The following is a 20,627-nucleotide window of genomic DNA, read 5'->3' on the forward strand; positions in this document are numbered from 1 at the left end:
CCCTCATGTTTCGAGGGGGCACTGCTCACACCTCGGACGCGCAAGCGCCGCGAGAATGCGAGAGCTTGGCTGTTTGACAAGCACATTCTGCGACTTGCAAAGCGCTACTTCACGCCGACCTTCTTGCCGCGATACATCAAATGCACCGCGCAGTTACATCCCGGCGGATGGGTCGCGAGTTCGTCATTGGCAGGCGCGGGTACGGCGACCGGCGCAGGCTCGGCACCGGCACCCGGAATGTAGTTCAGCACCGGCGCCAGCCAACGTTCCACCTCGGCCACGCTCATGTTCTTGCGCGCGGCATATTCCTCGACCTGATCGCGCTCGATCTTGCCGACGCCGAAATAATAGCTCTCGGGATGGCTAAAATAGAGCCCGGACACCGACGAGCCCGGCCACATGGCGTAGCTTTCGGTGAGTGTTACGCCCGCAGTGTTCTCCGCATCGAGCAATTTGAAGATCGTCGCCTTCTCGGTGTGATCGGGCTGTGCGGGATAGCCGGGCGCAGGGCGGATGCCCTGATACTTCTCCAGGATCAGGTCGTCAGTCGAGATGTTCTCGTCCGGCGCATAGGCCCAGAACTCCTTGCGCACGCGCTCATGCATGCGTTCTGCAAAGGCTTCGGCGAGACGGTCGGCCAGTGCCTTGCACAGGATCGACGAGTAGTCGTCATTGGCGTTCTTGAAGCGATCGGCGATGATGTCCTCACCGATGCCCGCGGTGACGACGAAGCCGCCGATATAATCCGGCACATTCGAGGTCTTCGGCGCGATGAAGTCGGAGAGCGCTGCGTTGAAGCGGCCCTCGCGCTTCTCGAGCTGCTGGCGCAACGTGTAGAGCGTCGCGATCTCGGTTGAGCGGGTGTCATCGGCATAGAGGCGGATGTCGTCGCCCACGGCGTTGGCCGGCCAGAAGCCGATGGTTGCCTTCGCCGTGAACCACTTCTCTTCGACGATCTGCTTGAGCATTTTCTGCGCATCGGCATAGAGCGACGTCGCGACTTCGCCGACCACGCTGTCGGTAAGGATGCCTGGGAAACGGCCGGACAGTTCCCAGGTCTGGAAGAACGGCGTCCAGTCGATATAGGCAGCAAGCTCTTCGAGCGAATAATCGCTGAAAGTCCGGATGCCCAGGAAGGTCGGCTTGCGCACCGTCTTGCTGAAGTCCGCGACATGCGCGTTGGCGCGCGCTGCGACGAGCGACAGCCGCTTCTTGTCCTGCTGGGCGCGGAAATGCGCCGCGGAGATCTTCGCATAATCGGCGCGCACCTCGGCCGCATAGGCGACGCTTTTCTCAGGCGACAGCAGCGACGAGGCGACGCCGACGGCGCGGCTGGCGTCGTTGACATGCACAACGGCGCCAGCGCGGTAGTTCGGATCGATCTTCACCGCTGTATGCACACGGCTGGTCGTCGCGCCGCCGATCAGCAGCGGCATCTTCAGACCCTGCCGTTCCATCTCGCCGGCCAGGAACGTCATCTCGTCCAATGACGGCGTGATCAGGCCGGACAGACCGATGATGTCGGCGCCTTCGGCCTTGGCGGTATCGATGATCTTCGAGGCCGGCACCATGACGCCGAGATCGATGACCTCGAAATTGTTGCACTGGAGCACGATGCCGACAATGTTCTTGCCGATGTCGTGGACATCGCCCTTCACGGTCGCGAGCACGATCTTGCCGGCATTCTTGCGGCCATCGCCGGTGATGCCGGCAGCAAGGTTGTCGGCCTTCTCCTGCTCCATGAACGGCATCAGGTAAGCCACCGCCTGCTTCATCACGCGGGCCGACTTCACCACCTGCGGCAGGAACATCTTGCCGTCGCCGAACAGATCGCCGACGATATTCATGCCGGCCATCAGTGGGCCCTCGATGACATGCAGCGGGCGCGCCACGGTCAGGCGCGCGGCTTCGGTGTCCTCGTCGATATATTGGGTGATGCCGTGCACCAGCGCGTGGCTCAGCCGCTTCTCCACCGGCCATTCGCGCCAGGTGAGGTCCTGTTCCTTGGCCTGCTTGGTCTGGCCGCGGAATTTCTCGGCGAGTTCGAGCAGCCGTTCCGAGGCGCCGGGATCGCGGTTGAGGATGACGTCCTCGCAGACCTGGCGCAGTTCGGGATCGATGTCGTCATAGACGATCATCTGGCCGGCATTGACGATGCCCATATCCATGCCCGCCTTGATGGCGTGATACAGGAACACCGAATGCATCGCTTCGCGTACCGGCTCGTTGCCGCGGAACGAGAAGGACAAGTTGGAGACGCCGCCGGAAATATGCGCATGCGGCAGGTTCTGGCGGATCCAGCGTGTCGCTTCGATAAAGTCGACGCCGTAATTGTTGTGCTCTTCGAGGCCCGTCGCGATGGCGAAGATGTTCGGATCGAAAATGATGTCTTCCGGCGGGAAGTTCAGCTCTTTGACCAGAATGTCGTAGGCGCGTTTGCAGATCTCGGTCTTGCGCGCGAACGTGTCGGCCTGGCCGACCTCGTCGAAGGCCATGACGACCACGGCGGCGCCATGGCGCTGCGCGATCTTGGCCTCATGGATGAACTTCTCCACGCCTTCCTTCATCGAGATCGAATTGACGATCGGCTTGCCCTGAACGCATTTCAGGCCGGCTTCGATGACGTTGAATTTCGACGAGTCGACCATCACCGGCACGCGGGCGATGTCCGGCTCGGAGGCGACCAGATGGAGGAACTCGACCATCGCCGCCTCGGAATCCAGCAGGCCTTCGTCCATATTGACGTCGATGACCTGCGCGCCGTTCTCGACCTGGTCGCGCGCCACTTGCAGCGCGGCGGTGTAGTCGCCGGCGGTGATCAGCTTGCGGAATTTAGCCGAGCCGGTGACGTTGGTGCGCTCGCCGACATTGACGAAGGGAATCGCCGAGGTCAGTTCGAACGGCTCCAGACCTGACAGGCGCAGGAGCGGTGCGATCTCCGGTACAACGCGCGGCTTGTGCGGCGCGACGGCCTTGGCGATGGCCGCGATATGATCCGGCGTGGTGCCGCAGCAGCCGCCGACCACATTGACGAGGCCGCTGGCAGCGAACTCGCCGATCAGCCCCGCCATGAATTCCGGGCTCTCGTCATACTGGCCGAATTCGTTGGGCAGGCCGGCATTCGGATAGGCGCAGACGAGGGTATCGGCGACGCGGCCGATATCGGCGATATGCGCGCGCAGGTCTTCGGCGCCGAGCGCGCAGTTGAAGCCGATGGTGGCTGGCCTGGCGTGCTTCACCGAATTCCAGAACGCTTCGGGCATCTGGCCGGACAGCAGGCGTCCGGACTTGTCGGTGATGGTTCCGGAGATCATCACGGGCACGTCGATGCCGCGCGCCTCGCAGATTTCGGCAATGGCATAGAGCGCCGCCTTGGCGTTCAGCGTGTCGAAGATGGTTTCAACCAGCAGGAGGTCGGCGCCGCCGTCGAGCAAACCGTTGATCTGCTCGCTATAGGCGATGCGCAGATCGTCGAAGGTCACCGCGCGATAGCCGGGATTGGCGACATCCGGCGAGATCGAGGCGGTGCGGTTGGTCGGGCCGATGGCGCCGGCGACGAAGCGCGGCTTGCCGTCCTCGGCAGCGACGGTGATCGCGGCGTTCTTGGCGAGACGCGCGCCTTCGCGGCTCATCTCATAGGCGATGTCCTGCAGGTCGTAATCGGCCTGCGCGATCGAGGTCGAGGAGAAGGTGTTGGTGGCGACGATGTCGGCACCGGCGCGCAGATATTGCGCGTGGATGTCCTCGATGGCGTCGGCCTGCGTCAGGATCAACAGGTCGTTGTTGCCGCGGAGGTCGCGGTGGAAATTCTTGTAGCGCTCACCGCGGAATGCGGCCTCGTCGAATTGCAGACCCTGGATCATAGTGCCCATGGCACCGTCGAGCACGAGAATGCGCTCGGCAGCGGCGGCAAGCAGTTCGGTACGCTTCGGCGAAACGGGTGCGGACATGAGATCAGGCAGCTTTCTGCGCGCCGTTCGGCCGGAAGCCCAACAGGTGACTAATGGCGAAAACGAGATCGGCGCGGTTCATCGTGTAGAAATGGAAATCGGAGACGCCCTGCTTGGCGAGCTTCTGCACCTGGCCAGCGGCCACGGTGGTGGCTACCAGTTTGCGTGTCTCGGCATCGTTATCGAGGCCGTCGAACTTGGCGGCGAGCCAGGATGGCACCGTGGTGCCGGCGCGGGTGACGAAAGCTCTCGCCTGCTTGAAATTATGCATCGGCATGATGCCGGGCAGCACCGGGATATCGATGCCGTGGGCGCGGACCTTGTCGAGGTAGCGGAAATACAGGTCGTTATCGAAGAACACCTGGGTGATGGCGCGGGTCGCGCCGGCATCGACTTTCGCCTTTAGCGTATCGATGTCCGCATCGAAGTCGGCGCTCTCGGGATGCTTCTCCGGATAGGCGGAGACGGTGACGTCGATATCGGGATAGCGGTTGCGGATGCTGGCGACCAGATCGGCGGAGGTCTTGTAACCGTCGGGGTGCGGTATATATTCCGTGCCGATGCCTGTGGTCGGATCGCCGCGCAGGGCCACGATGTGGCGAACGCCGGCCTCATGATAGCGGGTCACGACATCGTCGATTTCGCTTTTCGGCGCGCCGACGCAGGTCAGATGCGCCGCCGGGGTGAGGGCGGTCTCCTTGAGCAGACGGACGATGGTGGCGTGGGTGCGCTCGCGCGTCGACCCACCGGCGCCATAGGTCACCGACACGAAGGACGGGTTCAGCGGCGCCAGGCGCTCAATGGTGTCCCACAGGGTGCGGTCCATCTCCTCGGTCTTCGGCGGGAAGAACTCGAAGGAGATATTGGGAAGCTTGGTGGGGGTGGCCGGGTTGATCTCGGTCATCGCGTCGAACTCCACCGCATGAAGCGGTACCGGTTGTCTCTGGCGCCAAGCCCGGGGGGCTTTGGCTGCACTGCACAAAGATAGGCTATGGTCGGTGACTGAAATAGCCCATCTGGAGCGGTTTTAGGGTGGGAATTGGCCCAACTAAGGGCAGATATCTCGCGTAATTTCCCTCGTTGGAATATAAGTGGGCAGCGCAGGTTTCCCGCAAAACTACCAGAATATGGCTTTAAATAGCCAATCGAGCCACCTCGATCTATGAAGGTGTAAGTGGGCAGATGTCGTGTAATTATTCTTATATCAGAATTCGTCCCACGAGAGGCGGCCCTTGCTGCCGTCGGCGTTTGGGGGAGGCGTCGGTGGCCCAAAACGCTCTTTGCCCTCTCCAGCGCAGGCACTAGCTTGGCGCCATGATCCCATTGTCCATTCTCGACCTCTCGGTCGTCACGTCAGGCACGCCGCCCGCGGGCGCGCTCCGCAACAGCATCGATCTGGCCAAACATGCCGATCGCCTCGGCTATGTCCGCTACTGGCTGGCCGAGCACCACAATTTGGCATCGGTCGCGAGTCCGGCGCCGGAGATCATGATCGGGCAGATCGCGGCGGTAACGCAGCATATCCGGGTCGGCTCCGGCGGTGTGATGCTGCCGAACCATGCGCCGCTGATGGTGGCTGAGCGCTTCAAGATGCTGGAGGCGCTGTTTCCCGGCCGGATCGATCTCGGCCTTGGCCGTGCGCCGGGCACTGATGGGGCCACAGCCTATGCGTTGCGCAACCGTCTCGCCGGCCGCGAGGGCGATGATTTCCTTGAGCGACTGAGCGAGCTGGTGCTGTGGGAGACGCGGCAATTCCCGGAAGGTCATCCCTATAACAACGTTGTGGCGATGCCGAATGACGTGCCACTGCCGCCGCTCTGGCTGCTCGGGTCCAGCGACTACAGTTCGGATCTGGCTGCGCAGGTCGGCATGGGCTTCGCTTTCGCCCACCATTTTGCATCCCACGACGCCGCCGACGCGATGGTGCATTACCGCGCGCGCTTCAAGTCCTCCAGCTGGCGGCAGGCACCGCATGCGATTCTCGCTGTCGCAGTGATTTGTGCGGAGACGGATGCCGAGGCCGAGCGGCTGGCGTCGTCAGCCGACCTCAATCGCCTTCGTCGTGACCGCGGCGAATACGCGCCGCTGCCGAGCGTCGAAGAGGCGCTGGCCTATCCTTATAGCGACAGCGAAAAGATGAAGATCGCGCGCAATCGTTCACGGCTGTTCGTCGGCAGTCCGTCAACAGTCTTGGAAAAGCTGCAGCCGCTCATCAGCGAATGCCAGGCCGATGAGTTGATGGTCATTACCGCGATGTATGATCATGAGGCGCGGAAGCGGTCCTATGATCTGTTGGCGGATGTATTTCAATTGCAGAGAGCAGCAGCCTAGGCGCAGCGAGGTTAGCGAGCGCCGCGACAATGGGAGGGGATGATGGCGCCTCTGGTAACACCGCGTGGCCTTGGCGAAGTTGTTCTGCGTGTCAGCGATATGCCGCGGGCGGTCAGTTTCTATCGAGATGTCCTTGGTCTCAGTCTGCTGCGCGCCTTCGACGATCGGATCGTGTTTCTCAAGGTGGAGGATGGCTTTGAAGGCCATCACCGGATTATCGGCCTTTTCAGGGCCGATCAGCCGTCCAATCGTGACGACACGAAATGGTCCGCTCCCGATTTGCGGGCACCCACTCTGCATCACCTTGCGCTGGAGATTGCGTTATCGGACTATCAGCCTGCTCTCGATGCCCTGACGAAGGCGGGTTTCAAGCCGAACACCTACGAACACCGATGGATCGGTTGGCGCTCCATTTACGTCACCGATCCTGACGGCAATATCGTCGAGTTGGTTGCGGTGGATGCGTCAATTTGCGAGGCGTCGTAAAGTTTCGAAAGGCAATGTCGGGATCGGGACTACCGACACGTCCTTGGATCGGCGCCGTCACCACACGAGGTAAAACCTATGCTCTATGCAATCCTGGCCTATCACGTCGAAGACGTCGTCGTGTCGTGGACGGCCGACGAAGACACTGCAGTGATGGCCAATCTTCATGAGCTTCACGAGAAGCTGACGGCCGACGGCCGGATGGGGCCGGCTGCGCGGCTGGGCGGCACCAAGGGCGCGTTCACCCTGCGTGGACCTGGTGCCGGCGTGGTCATCGACGGTCCTTTTGCCGAGACCAAGGAGCAGTTGCTCGGCTTCTATGTCGTCGATTGTGCGACCCGTGAGGACGCCGTCGCAACCGCGCGCGATCTGCGCCGCGTCAATCCGACTGCGGTCTATGAAATCCGTCCGGTTCAGCTATTTCTGCCCGGATCGCCCATGGCGGCGACGCATGCGCTGACCGATCACGTCCGGCCGGCGTCGTCCTGAGCTTGCCGGTTACGAGGTCGGTTCGCCGAAGGTCGCGCGAAAAGGATGCGCCGGATAGACGCCGACGATCCTGAATTCGCGTGAGAAGAACTTCAGCTCTTCGAGAGCGAAAGCGAGGTTGCGGTCATCCGGATGGCCGTCGACATCGGCGTAGAACTGCGTGGCAAAGAACTCACCGTCGACCATGTAGCTTTCCAGCTTGGTCATGTTGACGCCGTTGGTGGCGAAGCCGCCGAGTGCCTTGTAGAGCGCCGCAGGAAGATTGCGGACGCGGAATACAAAACTGGTGACCAGCGGTTCGGAGCCCTGCGGCGCCCATTTGGCGTCTTTGGAAAGGATGACGAAACGCGTGGTGTTGTGATCCTCGTCCTCGACGTCCTCGGCGAGAATTTCGAGCCCGTAGATATCTGCCGCGAGCCGTGAGGCCAGCGAGGCGCAGCTCTTGTCGCCGCGTTCGGCAATCGCGCGGGCCGAGCCGGCGGTGTCGGCGGCGACGATGGCCTTGATGCCGAGCTTGCGAATGATGCGGCGGCACTGGCCGAGCGCGTGGACGTGGCTTTCCACCGTCTTGATGTCGGTGAGCTTCGCACCGGGCAGCGCCATCATCTGGTGGTGAATGGGCAGAAACCACTCACCGACGATATGCAGGCCCGACTGCGGCAGCAGATGATGGATGTCGGCGACGCGGCCGGCAATCGAGTTCTCGATCGGGATCATGCCGAGATCGGCCTCGCCCGAGGTGATCGCGGCCAGCGCATCCTCGAAGGTGGCGCAGGGCAGGGGCTCGGCATTCGGAAACGCCTCGACGATGGCGATATGGGAATTGGCGCCGGGCTCGCCCTGGAATGCGATCTTCATGATCTGATTTTTGGGAATGGTCATGGCGGGCCTTGTATCAGTCACTCAGGTTTTTGCCAGTAGCCGGCGGGCGGTTTCGAGATCCGCGGGCGTATCGACGCCGAGCGGGACGCTATCGACGATGGCGGCGTCGATCCGCATGCCGGCTTCCAGTGCGCGGAGCTGTTCGAGCTTTTCGCGCAGCTCCAGCGTCGACGGCGCGAGTTTGACGAAGCCTTCGAGCGCGGCGCGGCGATAGGCATAAAGCCCGATGTGATGGTAGCGGGGCCCGTCGCCATAGGGCGCCGTGGCTCGGGTGAAATACAGCGCACGCAGCCTGTCGGGTCCGGCTGGCGAGCCGATCAGCTTCACCACGCTCGGATTGGTATGTTCGTCATCCTTGTGGATCTCGGTCGCCAGGGTCGCGATGTCGACCGCGGGGTCGTCGAGCAGGCGGACCGCGGCGCTAATGTCGCCCGGCGGAATAGTGGGCAGGTCGCCCTGGACATTGACGATGGTCTGCACGTGCCCGGCCGGGTCCAGTTTGCACAGGGCCTCAAATATCCGGTCGGACCCTGATGGATGGTCCGGGGAGGTCATGACCGCCTCGAAACCGTGAGCTTTAACGGCGTCCGCGATGTCGGCCGTATCGGTGGCGATGGCCACACGGCCCAGACCGGCCTCTTTGGCGCGTCGCGCCACATGCACGATCATCGGCAGCCCGCCAATATCGAGCAGCGGCTTGCCGGGCAGGCGGGTGGCCGCCATGCGGGCGGGAATGAGCACCAGGGTGCGTGTGTCTGTCATGTCAAAATCGGCTTGGATTCCAGTGATCTTCCCCCCGAAAAGTATGATGCACATCAAAGGGCGCGGCGTTTATACGGGTTGCCAGAGGATGGGCAAACCGTTATCTCAAAACGGCAGGCCTGAGGGCCGCAGGAACGTGATTCCTGAGTGTGTCGAGGCCGTTGGAGCGGCCTTCCAATGACCTAAAACGGCGTGGGGCTTTTCGACTATGGACTCCTTCGAACTCAACAAGATTATGGGCGCCATTCTCGGCACCTGCCTGGTTCTGATGGTGACGAATTTCACCGCCCAGGCTGTGTTTTCACCGAAGCATATGGAAAAGCCCGGCTTTGATATCGCCGTGAAGGAAGAGGCCGCCGGCGGTGCCAAGGCCGCTGCCGCGCCGTCCGAACCGATCGAGAAGCTGCTGCAGACGGCTTCGGTCGAGAAGGGCTCAACCGCAGCCAAGAAGTGCGCCGCCTGCCATACGTTCGAAAAGGGCGGTCCGAACCGTGTTGGCCCGAACCTGTTCGGCGTCGTCAATGAGAAGGTGGGCGAAGGCAAGGCCGGGTTCAACTTTTCGGCGGGCATGAAGGCCAAGGGCGGCACCTGGACCTTCGAGGAGCTGAACAAGTTCATCGCCAATCCGAAGGGCACCGTACCGGGCACGGCCATGGGCTTCGCCGGCATTCAAAAGGATAGCGAGCGCGCCGACGTGATCGCCTATCTCGCAACTCTCGCCGATAAGCCGGTGCCGCTGCCCACTGCAGCGAAATGAGGACGGTGTCGTAACGCTGTTCCTTGGTAATTTATCATCGATTAAACGGCCAGGCTCAGCCTGGCCGTTTTCGTATCTGCATTACCAAAGCTTAAGCGGGACGTTTGGCCGCAACGCGTTAGGATGCAACCAGCGTGACGGGTGGTATCCTGCGGAAAAGCCGGCATAATCGGTCGAACCCTCGCCTTATATGACCGTTCTAATAGACTGCTTCGGTTCACAGGATTCAGCACATTGACGATTTCCCGACGCCGCCTTCTCCAGACCAGCGCCTTCGCCGCACTTGCCCCTGTCATCGGTGGTGCCGGCAGCCTCTCCGTCATCGACGCAGCAAGTGCCCAGTCTCCTGCTAAAGGTGCAGAGTGGCGCCACGCGCTGTCCCTGTTCGGGGAGATCAAGTATCCGGCGGAGTTCAAGCGCTTCGACTACGTCAATCCGGAAGCTCCCAAGGGCGGCACCGTCCGCCAGATCGCCATCGGCACCTTCGACAATTTCAACATCGCGGTGGCCGGCGTGAAGGGCAACATCGCCGGTGCCGTCGGACTGATCTACGAGTCCCTTACGACAGGATCGCTGGACGAGGTCTCGACCGAATATGGCCTGCTCGCGGAAGCCGTCAGCCATCCCGAGGATTACTCCTGGGTGTCCTATCGGTTGCGGGCGAATGCCAAGTGGCATGATGGCAAGCCGGTGACCCCGGAGGATGTGATCTTCTCGCTGGAGTCCTTCAAGAAATATCACCCGCAATATTCTGCCTATTACCGCCATGTGGTGAAGGCCGAGAAGGTCGGCGAGCGCGAGATCAAGTTCACCTTCGATGCGCCCGGCAACCGTGAACTGCCGCAGATCGTCGGCCAGCTCACCGTGCTGCCCAAGCATTGGTGGGAAGGCACCAATGCTTCCGGCGCCAAGCGCGACATCGGCAGCACCACGCTTGAGACGCCGCTCGGTAGCGCCGCCTATCGCATCAAGGAGTTCGTGCCGGGCCGTTCGGTGTCGGTGGAGCGCGTGAAAGACTATTGGGGCCGCGACCTCAACGTGAATGTCGGTCGCAATAATTTCGATGAGTTGCGCTACGAGTATTTCCGTGACGGTACCGTCGCGCTCGAAGCCTTCAAGGGCGATCAGGTGGATTGGCGCACCGAGAACAGCGCCAAGAACTGGGCGACGGCCTATGACTTTCCTGCAGTTGCCGAGAAGCGCGTTATCCTCGAAGAATTCCTCAACCGCTCGTCGGGCATCATGCAGGGCTTCGGGCTCAACATCCGCCGCGACAAGTTCAAGGATCCGCGCGTTCGCCGCGCGCTGAATTATGCGTTCGACTTCGAGGAGATGAATAAGCAGATCTTCTTCGGCCAGTACAAGCGCATCTCCAGCTATTTCGATGGCACCGAACTGGCATCGTCAGGTCTGCCGGAAGGCAAGGAGCTGGAGATTTTGGAGACGGTGCGTGCCGAAGTGCCGCCGGAGGTTTTCACCAAGCCCTATACGAATCCGGTCGGTGGCAGTGCTGAAAATGTGCGCAGCAATCTTCGCGAAGCGCTACAATTGTTCAAGGAAGCGGGCTACGAAGTCCGTGATCGCAAACTGGTCAATGCCAAGACCGGTGCGCCGTTTGAGCTGGAATTGCTCGGTGAGGATCCCTCTTTCGAGCGCGTGATGCTGTTCTTCAAGCCGTCGCTGGAACGTCTCGGCATCGGCGTGTCGGTCCGCACCATCGATGCCACGCAATATGAGAACCGGCTGCGGACCTGGGATTTTGACATCGTCGTGTCGTCCTGGCCGGAGTCGCTGTCGCCTGGTAACGAGCAGCGTGAATTCTGGGGCTCGCAGGCAGCCGATATGGCCGGCTCGCGCAACATCGTGGGCATCAAGAATCCTGCGATCGACAAGCTGATCGATCGCGTGATCTTCACCAAGGACCGCAACGATCTCGTCGCTGCGACCAAGGCGCTGGATCGTGTGCTGCTGTGGAACAACTTCGTGGTGCCGCAATGGACCTACAACAAGGTCCGCACCGCGCGCTGGGATCGCTTCGGTCGTCCGCCTGAGCCGCCGAAATACGGGCAGTCGGGTTTCCCAGCCATCTGGTGGTACGACGCCGACAAGGCCGCAAAGATCGGCAAGCGCTCTTGAGGAGCACATCGCGCATGGCGCAGCTCAATCGTCGGCACGTGCTGGGTCTCGGGATCGGCGCTATCGCGGCGTCACGCTTCAGCCCCGCTTTGGCGCAAGCGCCGAGCGAAGCCCACGGCATCTCCGCCTTTGGCGATCTGAAATATCCGGCCGATTTTCCGAATTTCGACTACGTCAACGTCAAGGCGCCGAAGGGCGGCGCCTTCTCGACGGTGCCGTCGAGCCGTGCATTCAACCAATCGTTCCAGACCTTCAATTCGCTGAACGCCTATGTTCTGAAAGGCGACGGCGCGCAGGGCATGGGCATGACCTTCGCCCCGCTGATGGTGCGCGCGGGCGACGAGCCAGACGCGATGTATGGGCTGGTCGCGAAGTCCGTGCAGATCTCTGCCGATGGTCTGACTTACAGTTTTACTTTGAGGCCGGAAGCGCGCTTCCACGATGGCAGCAAGCTCACCGCGCGCGATGCGGCGTTCTCGCTGACGACGCTTAAGACTAAGGGCCACCCCATCATCACGCAGCAGATGCGTGATATGGTGAAGGCCGAGGCTGTCGATGACGTGACGCTGGTGGTGACCTTCGCCGAGAAACGCGGCCGCGACGTGCCGTTGTTCGTTGCAGGCATGCCGATTTTCTCGCAGGCCTATTACGATAAGCGCGCATTCGATGAGACGTCGCTGGAGACGCCGCTCGGTAGCGGGCCTTACAAGGTCGGGCGCTTCGAGGTCGGGCGTTACATCGAATTCGACCGCGTGAAGGACTGGTGGGGCGCAGACCTTCCGGTCAACCGGGGCAGCTACAATTTCGATACGGTGCGGTTCGATTTCTATCGCGACCGCGACGTGGCTTTCGAAGGCTTCACCGGTCGCAATTATCTGTATCGCGAGGAGTTCACCTCGCGCATCTGGAACACGCGTTACGATTTCCCGGCGGTGAAGGATGGCCGGGTCAAGCAGGAGATGCTGCCCGACGACACACCGTCCGGTGCGCAGGGCTGGTTCCTCAACACACGCCGCGCCAAGTTCAAGGATCCGCGCGTGCGCGAGGCGCTGGGCAATGCATTCGATTTCGAATGGACCAACAAGACCATCATGTATGGCGCCTATGTGCGCACGGTGTCGCCGTTCCAGAACTCTGACCTGATGGCGACTGGTGCGCCGTCGCCGGAAGAGATCGCATTGCTGGAGCCATTCCGCGACAAGGTGCCGGCCGAGGTTTTCGGAGCGCCCTATCTGCCACCGACATCGGATGGATCAGGTCAGGACCGTGCGCTGCTGCGCAAGGCCATCCAGCTCCTGAACGACGCAGGTTGCGCAATGAAGGACGGCAAGCGCATGACGGCGCAGGGTGAGCCGTTCAAGATCGAGTTTCTGCTTGATGAGCCTGCTTTCCAGGCGCATCACATGCCCTATATCAAGAATCTCGGCACGCTGGGTATCGAGGCCAGTGTGCGCCTTGTCGATCCCGTGCAATTCCGCGCACGCCGCGACGATTTCGACTTCGATGCAGCCATCGAACGTTTCAGCTTTTCCACCATTCCCGGTGATTCGCTGCGTTCGTTCTTCTCGATGCAGTCGGCAGCGACCAAGGGCTCGAACAATCTCGCCGGCATTTCCGATCCTGTGGTCGATGCCCTGATGAACGAAGTCATCGCCGCCGATACGCGCCCCAAGCTGGTTTTCGCGGCGCGAGCGCTGGATCGTGTCATCCGCGCCGGCCGCTACTGGGTGCCGCAATGGTATGCGGCCTCGCATCGCGTGGCCTATTGGGATGTGTTCGGCCATCCCGCAAATCTGCCGAAATATATCGGCGTCGGTGCTCCCGATCTGTGGTGGGCGTCCGTAAAACCTTCAAGCGAGCAGGCCAAATAGCATGGGCGCATATATCGCACGGCGCGTGCTGCTGATGTTTCCCACGCTGCTGGGAATTTTGTTCGTCTCCTTTGTGGTGGTGCAATTCGCGCCCGGTGGCCCCGTCGAGCGCGTGATCGCGCAGCTTAGCGGCGCCGACACCGGCGCGTCGCGCGTTTCCGGTTCGTCCGGGGGCGACTTCGGCAACCGCGCGCAGCCCGGTGCTGCGGGTGACGTAGTGAACTCGAAATATCGCGGCGCGCAGGGGCTCGATCCGGATTTCGTCAAGAGCCTTGAAAAGCAGTTCGGCTTCGACAAGCCGGCGCCGGAACGTTTTGCGCTGATGCTGTGGAACTTCGCCCGCTTCGATTTCGGCAAGAGTTACTTCCGTGACACGACAGTGCTGCAGCTGATCAAGGAGAAGCTGCCGGTCTCCATGTCGCTTGGCATCTGGATGATGTTGATCACCTACCTGATCTCGATTCCGCTCGGCATTCGCAAGGCAGTGCAGGACGGCTCGCGCTTCGATACCTGGACCTCGGCCGTCATCATTGTCGGTTTCGCCATTCCCGGCTTCCTGTTTGCGATCCTGCTGATAATCTTGTTCTCGGGCGGATCGTTCTGGAGCATCTTCCCGCTACGCGGTCTGACCTCGGACGGCTGGAGCCAGTTCCCGTGGTACTGGAAGATCATCGACTACTTCTGGCACATGACGCTGCCGCTGATCTCGATGGTGCTCGGTGCCTTCGCCACCATGACGCTGCTGACCAAGAACTCGTTCCTCGACGAGATCCGCAAGCAATATGTGATGACGGCGCGCGCCAAAGGCTGCAACGAGCGGCAGGTGCTCTACAATCACATCTTCCGTAACGCGATGCTGATCGTCATCGCAGGATTCCCGGGTGCGTTCATTCACGCTTTCTTCTCGGGTTCGCTGCTGATCGAGACGATCTTCTCTCTTGATGGCCTCGGCCTGCTCGGCTTCGAGAGCGTGCTGAACCGCGATTATCCCGTGGTGTTCGGCACGCTGTTCATCTTCTCGCTGGTTGGTCTCGTCGTGAATCTCTTGTCCGATCTGGCCTATATGTGGATCGATCCGCGGATCGACTTTGAGGCGCGAGAAGTCTGATGACCATCACCGCGCCCCTTCCTGTGGAAAGCACCACGCATTTGCCGCTCGGCGAAGCCGTGCCGCCGTCGCGTCACCCGCTCGGCATCTCGCCGCTCAACCAGCGTCGCTGGCAGAACTTCAAGTCCAATCGCCGTGGCTACTGGTCGTTCTGGATTTTCTTGTTCCTCTTCTTCATCTCGCTGTTTGCCGAGGTGATCGCCAATGACCGGCCGTTCTTCATCAAGTTTGACGGCAAGATGTATTTCCCGGCTTTCGTCACCTATTCGGAAACGACTTTTGGCGGTGATTTCGAGACGGCCGCCGATTATCGCGACCCCTTCCTGCAGAAACTGATTGCCGAGAAGAACGGTACGATCCTCTGGCCGCTAATCCGCTATTCCTACGATACGCATAATCTTGATCTGCCGACGCCTGCGCCGTCTAAACCGACATGGATGCTCACCGAGGAACAGTGCAAGCCGGTGGTTGAAAAGAAGGGTCTCAAGAGCTGCCGCGATCTCGAATATAACTGGCTCGGCACTGACGATCAGGGCCGCGATGTCGTCGCACGGCTAATCTACGGCTTCCGCATCTCGGTGCTGTTCGGCCTCGCGCTCACCATTGTCTCGTCGATCATCGGCATCGCCGCAGGCGGTGTGCAGGGCTATTTCGGCGGCTGGGTCGATTTGGCGTTCCAGCGTTTCATCGAAATCTGGAGTGCGATCCCGTCGCTCTATCTGCTGCTGATCCTGTCATCGGTTCTGGTGCCCGGCTTCTTCGTGCTGCTCGGCATCCTGCTGCTGTTTTCATGGGTATCGCTGGTCGGTCTCGTGCGCGCTGAATTCCTCCGCGGTCGCAACTTCGAATATATCATGGCGGCGCGGGCGCTGGGCGTATCCAACGCCAAGATCATGATTCGGCATCTGCTGCCGAACGCGATGGTCGCGACCATGACGTTCCTGCCGTTCATCGTCTCGTCCTCGGTGATGACACTGACCGCGCTGGATTTCCTCGGCTTCGGTCTGCCGCCGGGGTCGCCGTCGCTCGGCGAGCTGTTGTCGCAGGGCAAGGCCAATGTGCAGGCGCCATGGCTCGGCTTCACCGGTTTCTTTGCGGTGGCGATCATGCTGTCGCTGTTGATCTTCATCGGCGAGGGCGTGCGCGATGCCTTCGATCCGCGCAAGACGTTCAGGTAGGGCCGCAGCATGGATGCCATCAACCAGCCGCTGCTCGATGTGCGCGATCTCTCGGTCGCGTTCCACCATGGCGGCAATACATCGGTCGCGGTCGACAGGGTGTCGTTCGAGATAAAACGGGGCGAGTGCGTGGCGCTTGTGGGCGAGTCCGGCTCGGGCAAATCCGTTAGCGCCATGTCGATCCTGCGACTGTTGCCCTATCCGACGGCATCACATCCGTCCGGCCATATCCGCTTCAAGGGCCATGAGCTCCTGAGCATGTCGGAGCGCGAGATCCGCGGCATCCGCGGCAACGATATCTCGATCATCTTCCAGGAGCCGATGACCTCGCTGAATCCGCTGCACACCATCGGTGCGCAGATCGGCGAGATACTGCAACTCCATAACGGCATTCGCGGCAGCAAGGCGCGCGAACGAACGCTGGAATTGCTGACGCAAGTCGGCATTCCCGATCCGGAGACGCGGCTCGCCAGCTATCCGCATCAGCTGTCTGGCGGACAGCGCCAGCGCGTGATGATCGCGATGGCACTCGCGAACGAGCCGGATCTGTTGATCGCTGATGAGCCAACCACGGCGCTGGACGTCACGGTGCAGGCGCAGATCCTCGCTCTGCTGGCCGATATTCGTCAGCGGCTCGGCATGAGCCTCCTCTTCATCACCCACGATCTCGGCATTGTCCGTCGTATCGCCGACACCGTCTGCGTCATGAACAATGGCAAGATCGTCGAGCAGGGGCCGGTGGAGCAGGTGTTCACGTCGCCGCAGCATGCCTACACCAAGGCGCTACTCGCAGCCGAGCCGAAGCCTGATCCTGCGCCGCCGCGGCCGGAAGCGCCGGTGGTGATGTCGACGGACGGTCTCAAGGTCTGGTTCCCGATCAAGCGAGGCTTGCTGCGCAAGACGGTGGGCCATGTAAAAGCGGTGGACGGCGTCAGCCTGCAAGTGCGGCAGGGCGAGACGCTGGGCGTCGTCGGTGAGTCCGGCTCGGGCAAGACGACGTTAGGGCTCGCGCTGCTGCGGCTGATTTCCTCGCAGGGGCCGATCGTGTTCCTCAGCAAGGACATTCAGGGTTTGCAATTCAAGGACATGCGGCCGATCCGGCGCGACATGCAGATCGTGTTTCAGGATCCGTTCGGGGCGCTGTCGCCGCGTATGTCAGTCGGCGATATTGTCGCCGAGGGGCTCAGCGTGCATCAGCCGTCTCTTTCGTCGGAGGATCGTGAGACGCGCGTCGTCAAGGCGCTGCAGGATGTCGGGCTCGATCCCAAGACGCGGTTCCGCTATCCGCATGAGTTCTCCGGCGGCCAGCGCCAACGCATCAGCATCGCGCGCGCAGCCGTGCTGGAGCCAAGCTTCGTTGTGTTGGACGAGCCGACCAGCGCGCTCGACATGTTGTTCCAGGCGCAGATGGTGGACCTCCTGCGCGAGCTGCAGCGCAAGCGCGATCTCACTTATTTGTTTATCTCACACGATCTGCGCGTGGTCGCGTCACTAGCGAGCCACCTCATCGTGATGCGGCACGGCAAGGTGGTCGAAGAGGGCCCGGCTGCAGATCTGTTCAAGAATCCGAAGAGCGATTACACCCGCGCGCTGTTTGCCGCAGCGTTCAGGATCGAAACGGCACCGGGCGGAGATGCTGCGCAGTAGGACACGATGACGAAAGACAACGATCACCGTCCCACCATTACGGACCGTGCTGCCGATGTCGCTGTCTCGGCTCCGACGGTGGTCGGACGCGGCTTCATGACCTACGAGCGCTACGATATCGCGATCATTCGCGCGGACGATGAGACGTTGCGGCAGCAGCGCGACGTGCTGCGTGCGAGCAAGGTGGCAGCAGTAATTCCCATCGATCTGGAGCGCGGCAAGATCGTACTGATCCACCAGTTCCGTTTGCCGGCGCATCTGGCCACGGGGCGTGGCGAGATGGTCGAGATCGTCGCCGGGCGGATCGATGGCGATGAAACGCCGCTCGCCGCCGCTGCGCGAGAATGCGCGGAAGAGATCGGCGTAACGCCGCAGCGTTTGTTTGAACTCTATAGCGTGCTGCCGACGCCAGGCTGCACCGACGAATATATCACGTTCTTTCTCGGCTTCGTCGACAGCAGCAGGGTGCCTGTTCGGGGCGGCCTCGTCGGAGAGACTGAGGATACGCGGCCCTTCGTGGTCTCCATCCACGACGCGATCGCGGCGCTGGATAGCGGTGTAATTCACAATGGCCTAATGGTGAGTGCCCTACAGTGGTTGGCGCTACATCGTGACCGACTGCAGGACTATTACGAGCGCGCGGTGCCTAGTCCAGCCGTTTGATGCTCGTGACATTGCTGCCGGCCGCCCTGATCCGCGCAATGGCGCCTTTCGTGTCCTCAATGGCCGTTGCCATGTGATGCGCATTGGCATGCACGATTGTGTCGGCATCGCGGGCGATGGCGACGTGGCCCTTCCAGAAGATCAGGTCGCCGCGCTTCAGATGCCGCATCTTGGCGTCTGACAAGGCGCGGCCGAGGCCGCTCTCCTGCATGTCGCTGTCGCGGGGGCATCCGGTTCCCGCGGCGGTTAGTGCGATTTGCACCAGCCCCGAGCAATCGATACCGAGGCTGCTCTTGCCGCCCCAGAGATAGGGGGTGCCGACGAAGCGCTCGGCGACCGCAACGAAATCGGTCTCGAACGCATCGATCTCCGCGACATGCCGCCGCGGTACGCAATGTCCGGCATTGGTTATCGCAAACGCGTCGGTCATCTTGACGATGGCCAGGCGCGCGCCGAGCGGCAGCGTATCTGTCGGCGGCAGCTTGATGGAGGGCCCAGGGAAAAGGAACGTCCGGAGCGCGGTCACTTTGTGTGTTGGCGTCGGCCCGGGTGGATAGAGTGCGAGATCCGAGAGCCAGCCGACATAGCCGTCGCCATTGAGTTGGCCCCAGGCCCAGCCTTCGTCGTTGCGGTCGTAGATGGTGAAGCGCTCGCCCTTCAAGGCCTGCGTATTCATTTCTGCGCCGGAGAATGGTTGGAGCCGCATGGAGGCGACGCCATCGGCAACCTCGAATTCTTCGCCGTCGACGAAGCGCGCGGCCTCGACCTGACCTTCAAGATATCGCGCGGCCACGTCTGGTCGCGAGGGTGTGAGCCTGGGATCTCGTTTATCCATAGCGTTGGCTCAAGAGCTGATAGATTGCGCGTGCGGCCTGGCACTCGCCCCCTTCGGGGCGCGCCGGTTTCGCCGATGGCGTCCAGCCATAGATATCGACATGCAGCCAGCTCTTCGCGGCTTCGACGAAACGCTGCAGAAACAGCGCGCAGGTGATCGAGCCGGCAAAACCGCCTGATGGTGCGTTGTTGATATTGGCGACCTTGGAGTCGAGCCAGGCATCGTAGGGCGCCCAGAGCGGCAGTCGCCAGAGCGGATCGTTCTGCTCCTTCGCACAGCGCGCGACGTCGAGTGCCAGCGTCTCGTCGTTGGTGTAGTAGGGCGGCAGATCGGGTCCGAGCGCCACGCGTGCAGCGCCGGTCAGTGTGCCCAGATCGACCAGCAGGTCCGGTTTCTCCTCGTCGGCATAGGCCAGCGCATCGGCCAGCACCAGGCGACCTTCGGCGTCTGTGTTTCCGATTTCGACCGTCGGACCCTTGCGCGATTTGAAAATATCGAGCGGACGAAAGGCATTGCCGGCCACGGCGTTCTCGACAGCAGGGATCAGCACGCGCAGCCGCACTTTCAGCTTGGCGTCCATTACCATCAGCGCCAGCGCGAGAACATTGGCGGCGCCGCCCATATCCTTCTTCATGATCAGCATGCCGCTCGATGGCTTGAGGTCGAGGCCGCCGGTGTCGAAGCAGACGCCCTTGCCGACCAGCGTCACCTTCGGATGCGACGGATCACCCCAGGAGAAATCGATCAGCCGCGGCGCGCGCGTCGAGGCCATGCCCACGGCGTGGATCAACGGAAAATTCTGTTGCACGAGGTCGTCGCCCACGATGCAGTTGAAGTCTGCACCAAAACGCCCGGCGAGATCCCTGGCGGCCGCGGCGAGTTCTTCCGGTCCCATATCGTTCGACGGCGTATTGATGAGATCGCGCGCCAGTGCTGCGGCCTCGGCGATACGGCTGATCTCGGCGAGATCGACGCCCTCAGGCGGCACCAGCTTCACCTTGGGCTCATCATTCTTGCGATAACGGCCGAAACGATAGCTGCCGAGGGCGAAAGCGAGCACGGCGAGGCGGGTGTCGTGCGGTGCGTTGGCGAAACGGTAGGTGCCCGGTGGCAGCAGGCCGGGCAATTGCCCCGGGCGGAACAGGTCGCGGAAGATCGCGCCGTCGTCTTCCAGCCCGAAGATGACCTGGGCGATTGCGCCATCTTCCGTCGGCAACGCCAGCCAAGCGCCGGGTTTCGCCGCAAAACCGTTGGCCGCGGCGAAAGCTCTCGCCCGCGCGGGGAGTGCCGCGCTGATTTCGGGCCAGGTCGTCTTGGTCGCGAAGGTGATCGGTATGGCGGATGCGGCGGCAGCGGTCTCGAAGGCGGAATGCATATGCGGAATCTCGCGAAGGGGAGCGGCAATGACACCCGAAGCACAAAGGGCGTCAAGCGACGGTATGGGAGGATATGGCGCGGTCTGCACCGATTAACCAGCCATTAGGGTTAACACTCTATTGCTGAAGTCCTCCGGCCCGCCCGTTCGCTCCATT

General features: G+C 61.7%; 16 protein-coding genes. 10 read left to right on the forward strand and 6 right to left on the reverse strand.

Features of this window, described 5'->3' with window-relative positions:
• Nucleotides 1–104 precede the first annotated feature (104 nt).
• Together metH and metF are read right to left on the reverse strand one after the other, a co-directional pair.
• On the reverse strand, nt 105–3,950 hold the full coding sequence (metH, locus tag AB7828_RS28125) for a methionine synthase (RefSeq protein WP_441231773.1): 3,846 nt from the start codon (nt 3,948–3,950) through the stop codon (nt 105–107).
• A gap of 4 nt (nt 3,951–3,954) precedes the next feature.
• The gene (gene metF / locus AB7828_RS28130) at nt 3,955–4,854 is read right to left on the reverse strand and encodes a methylenetetrahydrofolate reductase [NAD(P)H] (RefSeq protein WP_441231774.1); all 900 of its coding nucleotides are present in this window, start codon (nt 4,852–4,854) and stop codon (nt 3,955–3,957) included.
• Nucleotides 4,855–5,264: 410 nt separating this feature from the next.
• Between metF and AB7828_RS28135 the strand changes: the two genes are divergently transcribed.
• The 3 genes from AB7828_RS28135 (at nt 5,265) to AB7828_RS28145 (ending at nt 7,256) form a co-directional block, all read left to right on the forward strand.
• Nucleotides 5,265–6,281, forward strand: a complete 1,017-nt coding sequence (locus AB7828_RS28135) for an LLM class flavin-dependent oxidoreductase (protein WP_184513991.1) — start codon at nt 5,265–5,267, stop codon at nt 6,279–6,281.
• Between the two features lie 42 nt (nt 6,282–6,323).
• On the forward strand, nt 6,324–6,767 hold the full coding sequence (locus AB7828_RS28140) for a VOC family protein (protein WP_175365659.1): 444 nt from the start codon (nt 6,324–6,326) through the stop codon (nt 6,765–6,767).
• A 78-nt stretch (nt 6,768–6,845) separates the two neighbouring features.
• A complete protein-coding gene (locus AB7828_RS28145; protein WP_093759237.1) occupies nt 6,846–7,256 on the forward strand; it encodes a YciI family protein in 411 nt (136 codons plus the stop codon).
• 9 nt (nt 7,257–7,265) lie between these two features.
• Here AB7828_RS28145 and AB7828_RS28150 read toward each other — a convergent pair whose 3' ends face one another.
• The gene (locus AB7828_RS28150; protein ID WP_068736325.1) at nt 7,266–8,114 is read right to left on the reverse strand and encodes a prephenate dehydratase; all 849 of its coding nucleotides are present in this window, start codon (nt 8,112–8,114) and stop codon (nt 7,266–7,268) included.
• Nucleotides 8,115–8,159: 45 nt separating this feature from the next.
• Nucleotides 8,160–8,900 carry a 3-deoxy-manno-octulosonate cytidylyltransferase gene (locus AB7828_RS28155; protein ID WP_089261562.1) on the reverse strand — a complete coding sequence of 247 codons (741 nt, stop codon included), beginning with the start codon at nt 8,898–8,900 and terminating at the stop codon, nt 8,160–8,162.
• 208 nt (nt 8,901–9,108) lie between these two features.
• Here AB7828_RS28155 and AB7828_RS28160 point away from each other — a divergent pair, with 208 nt between their 5' ends.
• The 7 genes from AB7828_RS28160 (at nt 9,109) to AB7828_RS28190 (ending at nt 18,260) form a co-directional block, all read left to right on the forward strand.
• Entirely contained in the window at nt 9,109–9,657 is a 549-nt protein-coding gene (locus AB7828_RS28160; protein ID WP_068736206.1) for a c-type cytochrome, read from the forward strand.
• A 234-nt stretch (nt 9,658–9,891) separates the two neighbouring features.
• The gene (locus tag AB7828_RS28165; protein WP_441231775.1) at nt 9,892–11,793 is read left to right on the forward strand and encodes an extracellular solute-binding protein; all 1,902 of its coding nucleotides are present in this window, start codon (nt 9,892–9,894) and stop codon (nt 11,791–11,793) included.
• A 14-nt stretch (nt 11,794–11,807) separates the two neighbouring features.
• Nucleotides 11,808–13,664 carry an extracellular solute-binding protein gene (locus AB7828_RS28170; RefSeq protein WP_441231776.1) on the forward strand — a complete coding sequence of 619 codons (1,857 nt, stop codon included), beginning with the start codon at nt 11,808–11,810 and terminating at the stop codon, nt 13,662–13,664.
• Between the two features lies 1 nt (nt 13,665).
• Nucleotides 13,666–14,772: a microcin C ABC transporter permease YejB gene (locus AB7828_RS28175; RefSeq protein ID WP_441231777.1), complete on the forward strand. Its 1,107-nt coding sequence runs from the start codon at nt 13,666–13,668 to the stop codon at nt 14,770–14,772.
• Nucleotides 14,772–15,950: an ABC transporter permease gene (locus AB7828_RS28180; protein WP_441231778.1), complete on the forward strand. Its 1,179-nt coding sequence runs from the start codon at nt 14,772–14,774 to the stop codon at nt 15,948–15,950. Before AB7828_RS28175 ends, AB7828_RS28180 begins: the two co-directional genes overlap by 1 nt.
• A gap of 9 nt (nt 15,951–15,959) precedes the next feature.
• On the forward strand, nt 15,960–17,597 hold the full coding sequence (locus tag AB7828_RS28185; RefSeq protein ID WP_441231779.1) for an ABC transporter ATP-binding protein: 1,638 nt from the start codon (nt 15,960–15,962) through the stop codon (nt 17,595–17,597).
• A 6-nt stretch (nt 17,598–17,603) separates the two neighbouring features.
• The gene (locus AB7828_RS28190) at nt 17,604–18,260 is read left to right on the forward strand and encodes an NUDIX domain-containing protein (protein ID WP_441231780.1); all 657 of its coding nucleotides are present in this window, start codon (nt 17,604–17,606) and stop codon (nt 18,258–18,260) included.
• Here AB7828_RS28190 and AB7828_RS28195 read toward each other — a convergent pair.
• Both AB7828_RS28195 and AB7828_RS28200 read right to left on the reverse strand, forming a co-directional pair.
• Nucleotides 18,244–19,095, reverse strand: a complete 852-nt coding sequence (locus tag AB7828_RS28195; RefSeq protein WP_441231781.1) for a C40 family peptidase — start codon at nt 19,093–19,095, stop codon at nt 18,244–18,246. The two genes, AB7828_RS28190 and AB7828_RS28195, sit on opposite strands and share 17 nt — an antisense overlap.
• Nucleotides 19,088–20,470 (reverse strand): leucyl aminopeptidase family protein, encoded by a 1,383-nt coding sequence (locus AB7828_RS28200; protein WP_441231782.1) that lies wholly within the window; start codon nt 20,468–20,470, stop codon nt 19,088–19,090. The genes AB7828_RS28195 and AB7828_RS28200 overlap by 8 nt, the downstream gene beginning before the upstream one ends.
• Nucleotides 20,471–20,627 lie beyond the last annotated feature (157 nt).

Origin of the sequence: Tardiphaga sp. 215_C5_N2_1, assembly GCF_052076055.1 — a bacterium.
In the GTDB taxonomy this organism is placed as follows: Bacteria; Pseudomonadota; Alphaproteobacteria; order Rhizobiales; family Xanthobacteraceae; genus Tardiphaga; species Tardiphaga robiniae.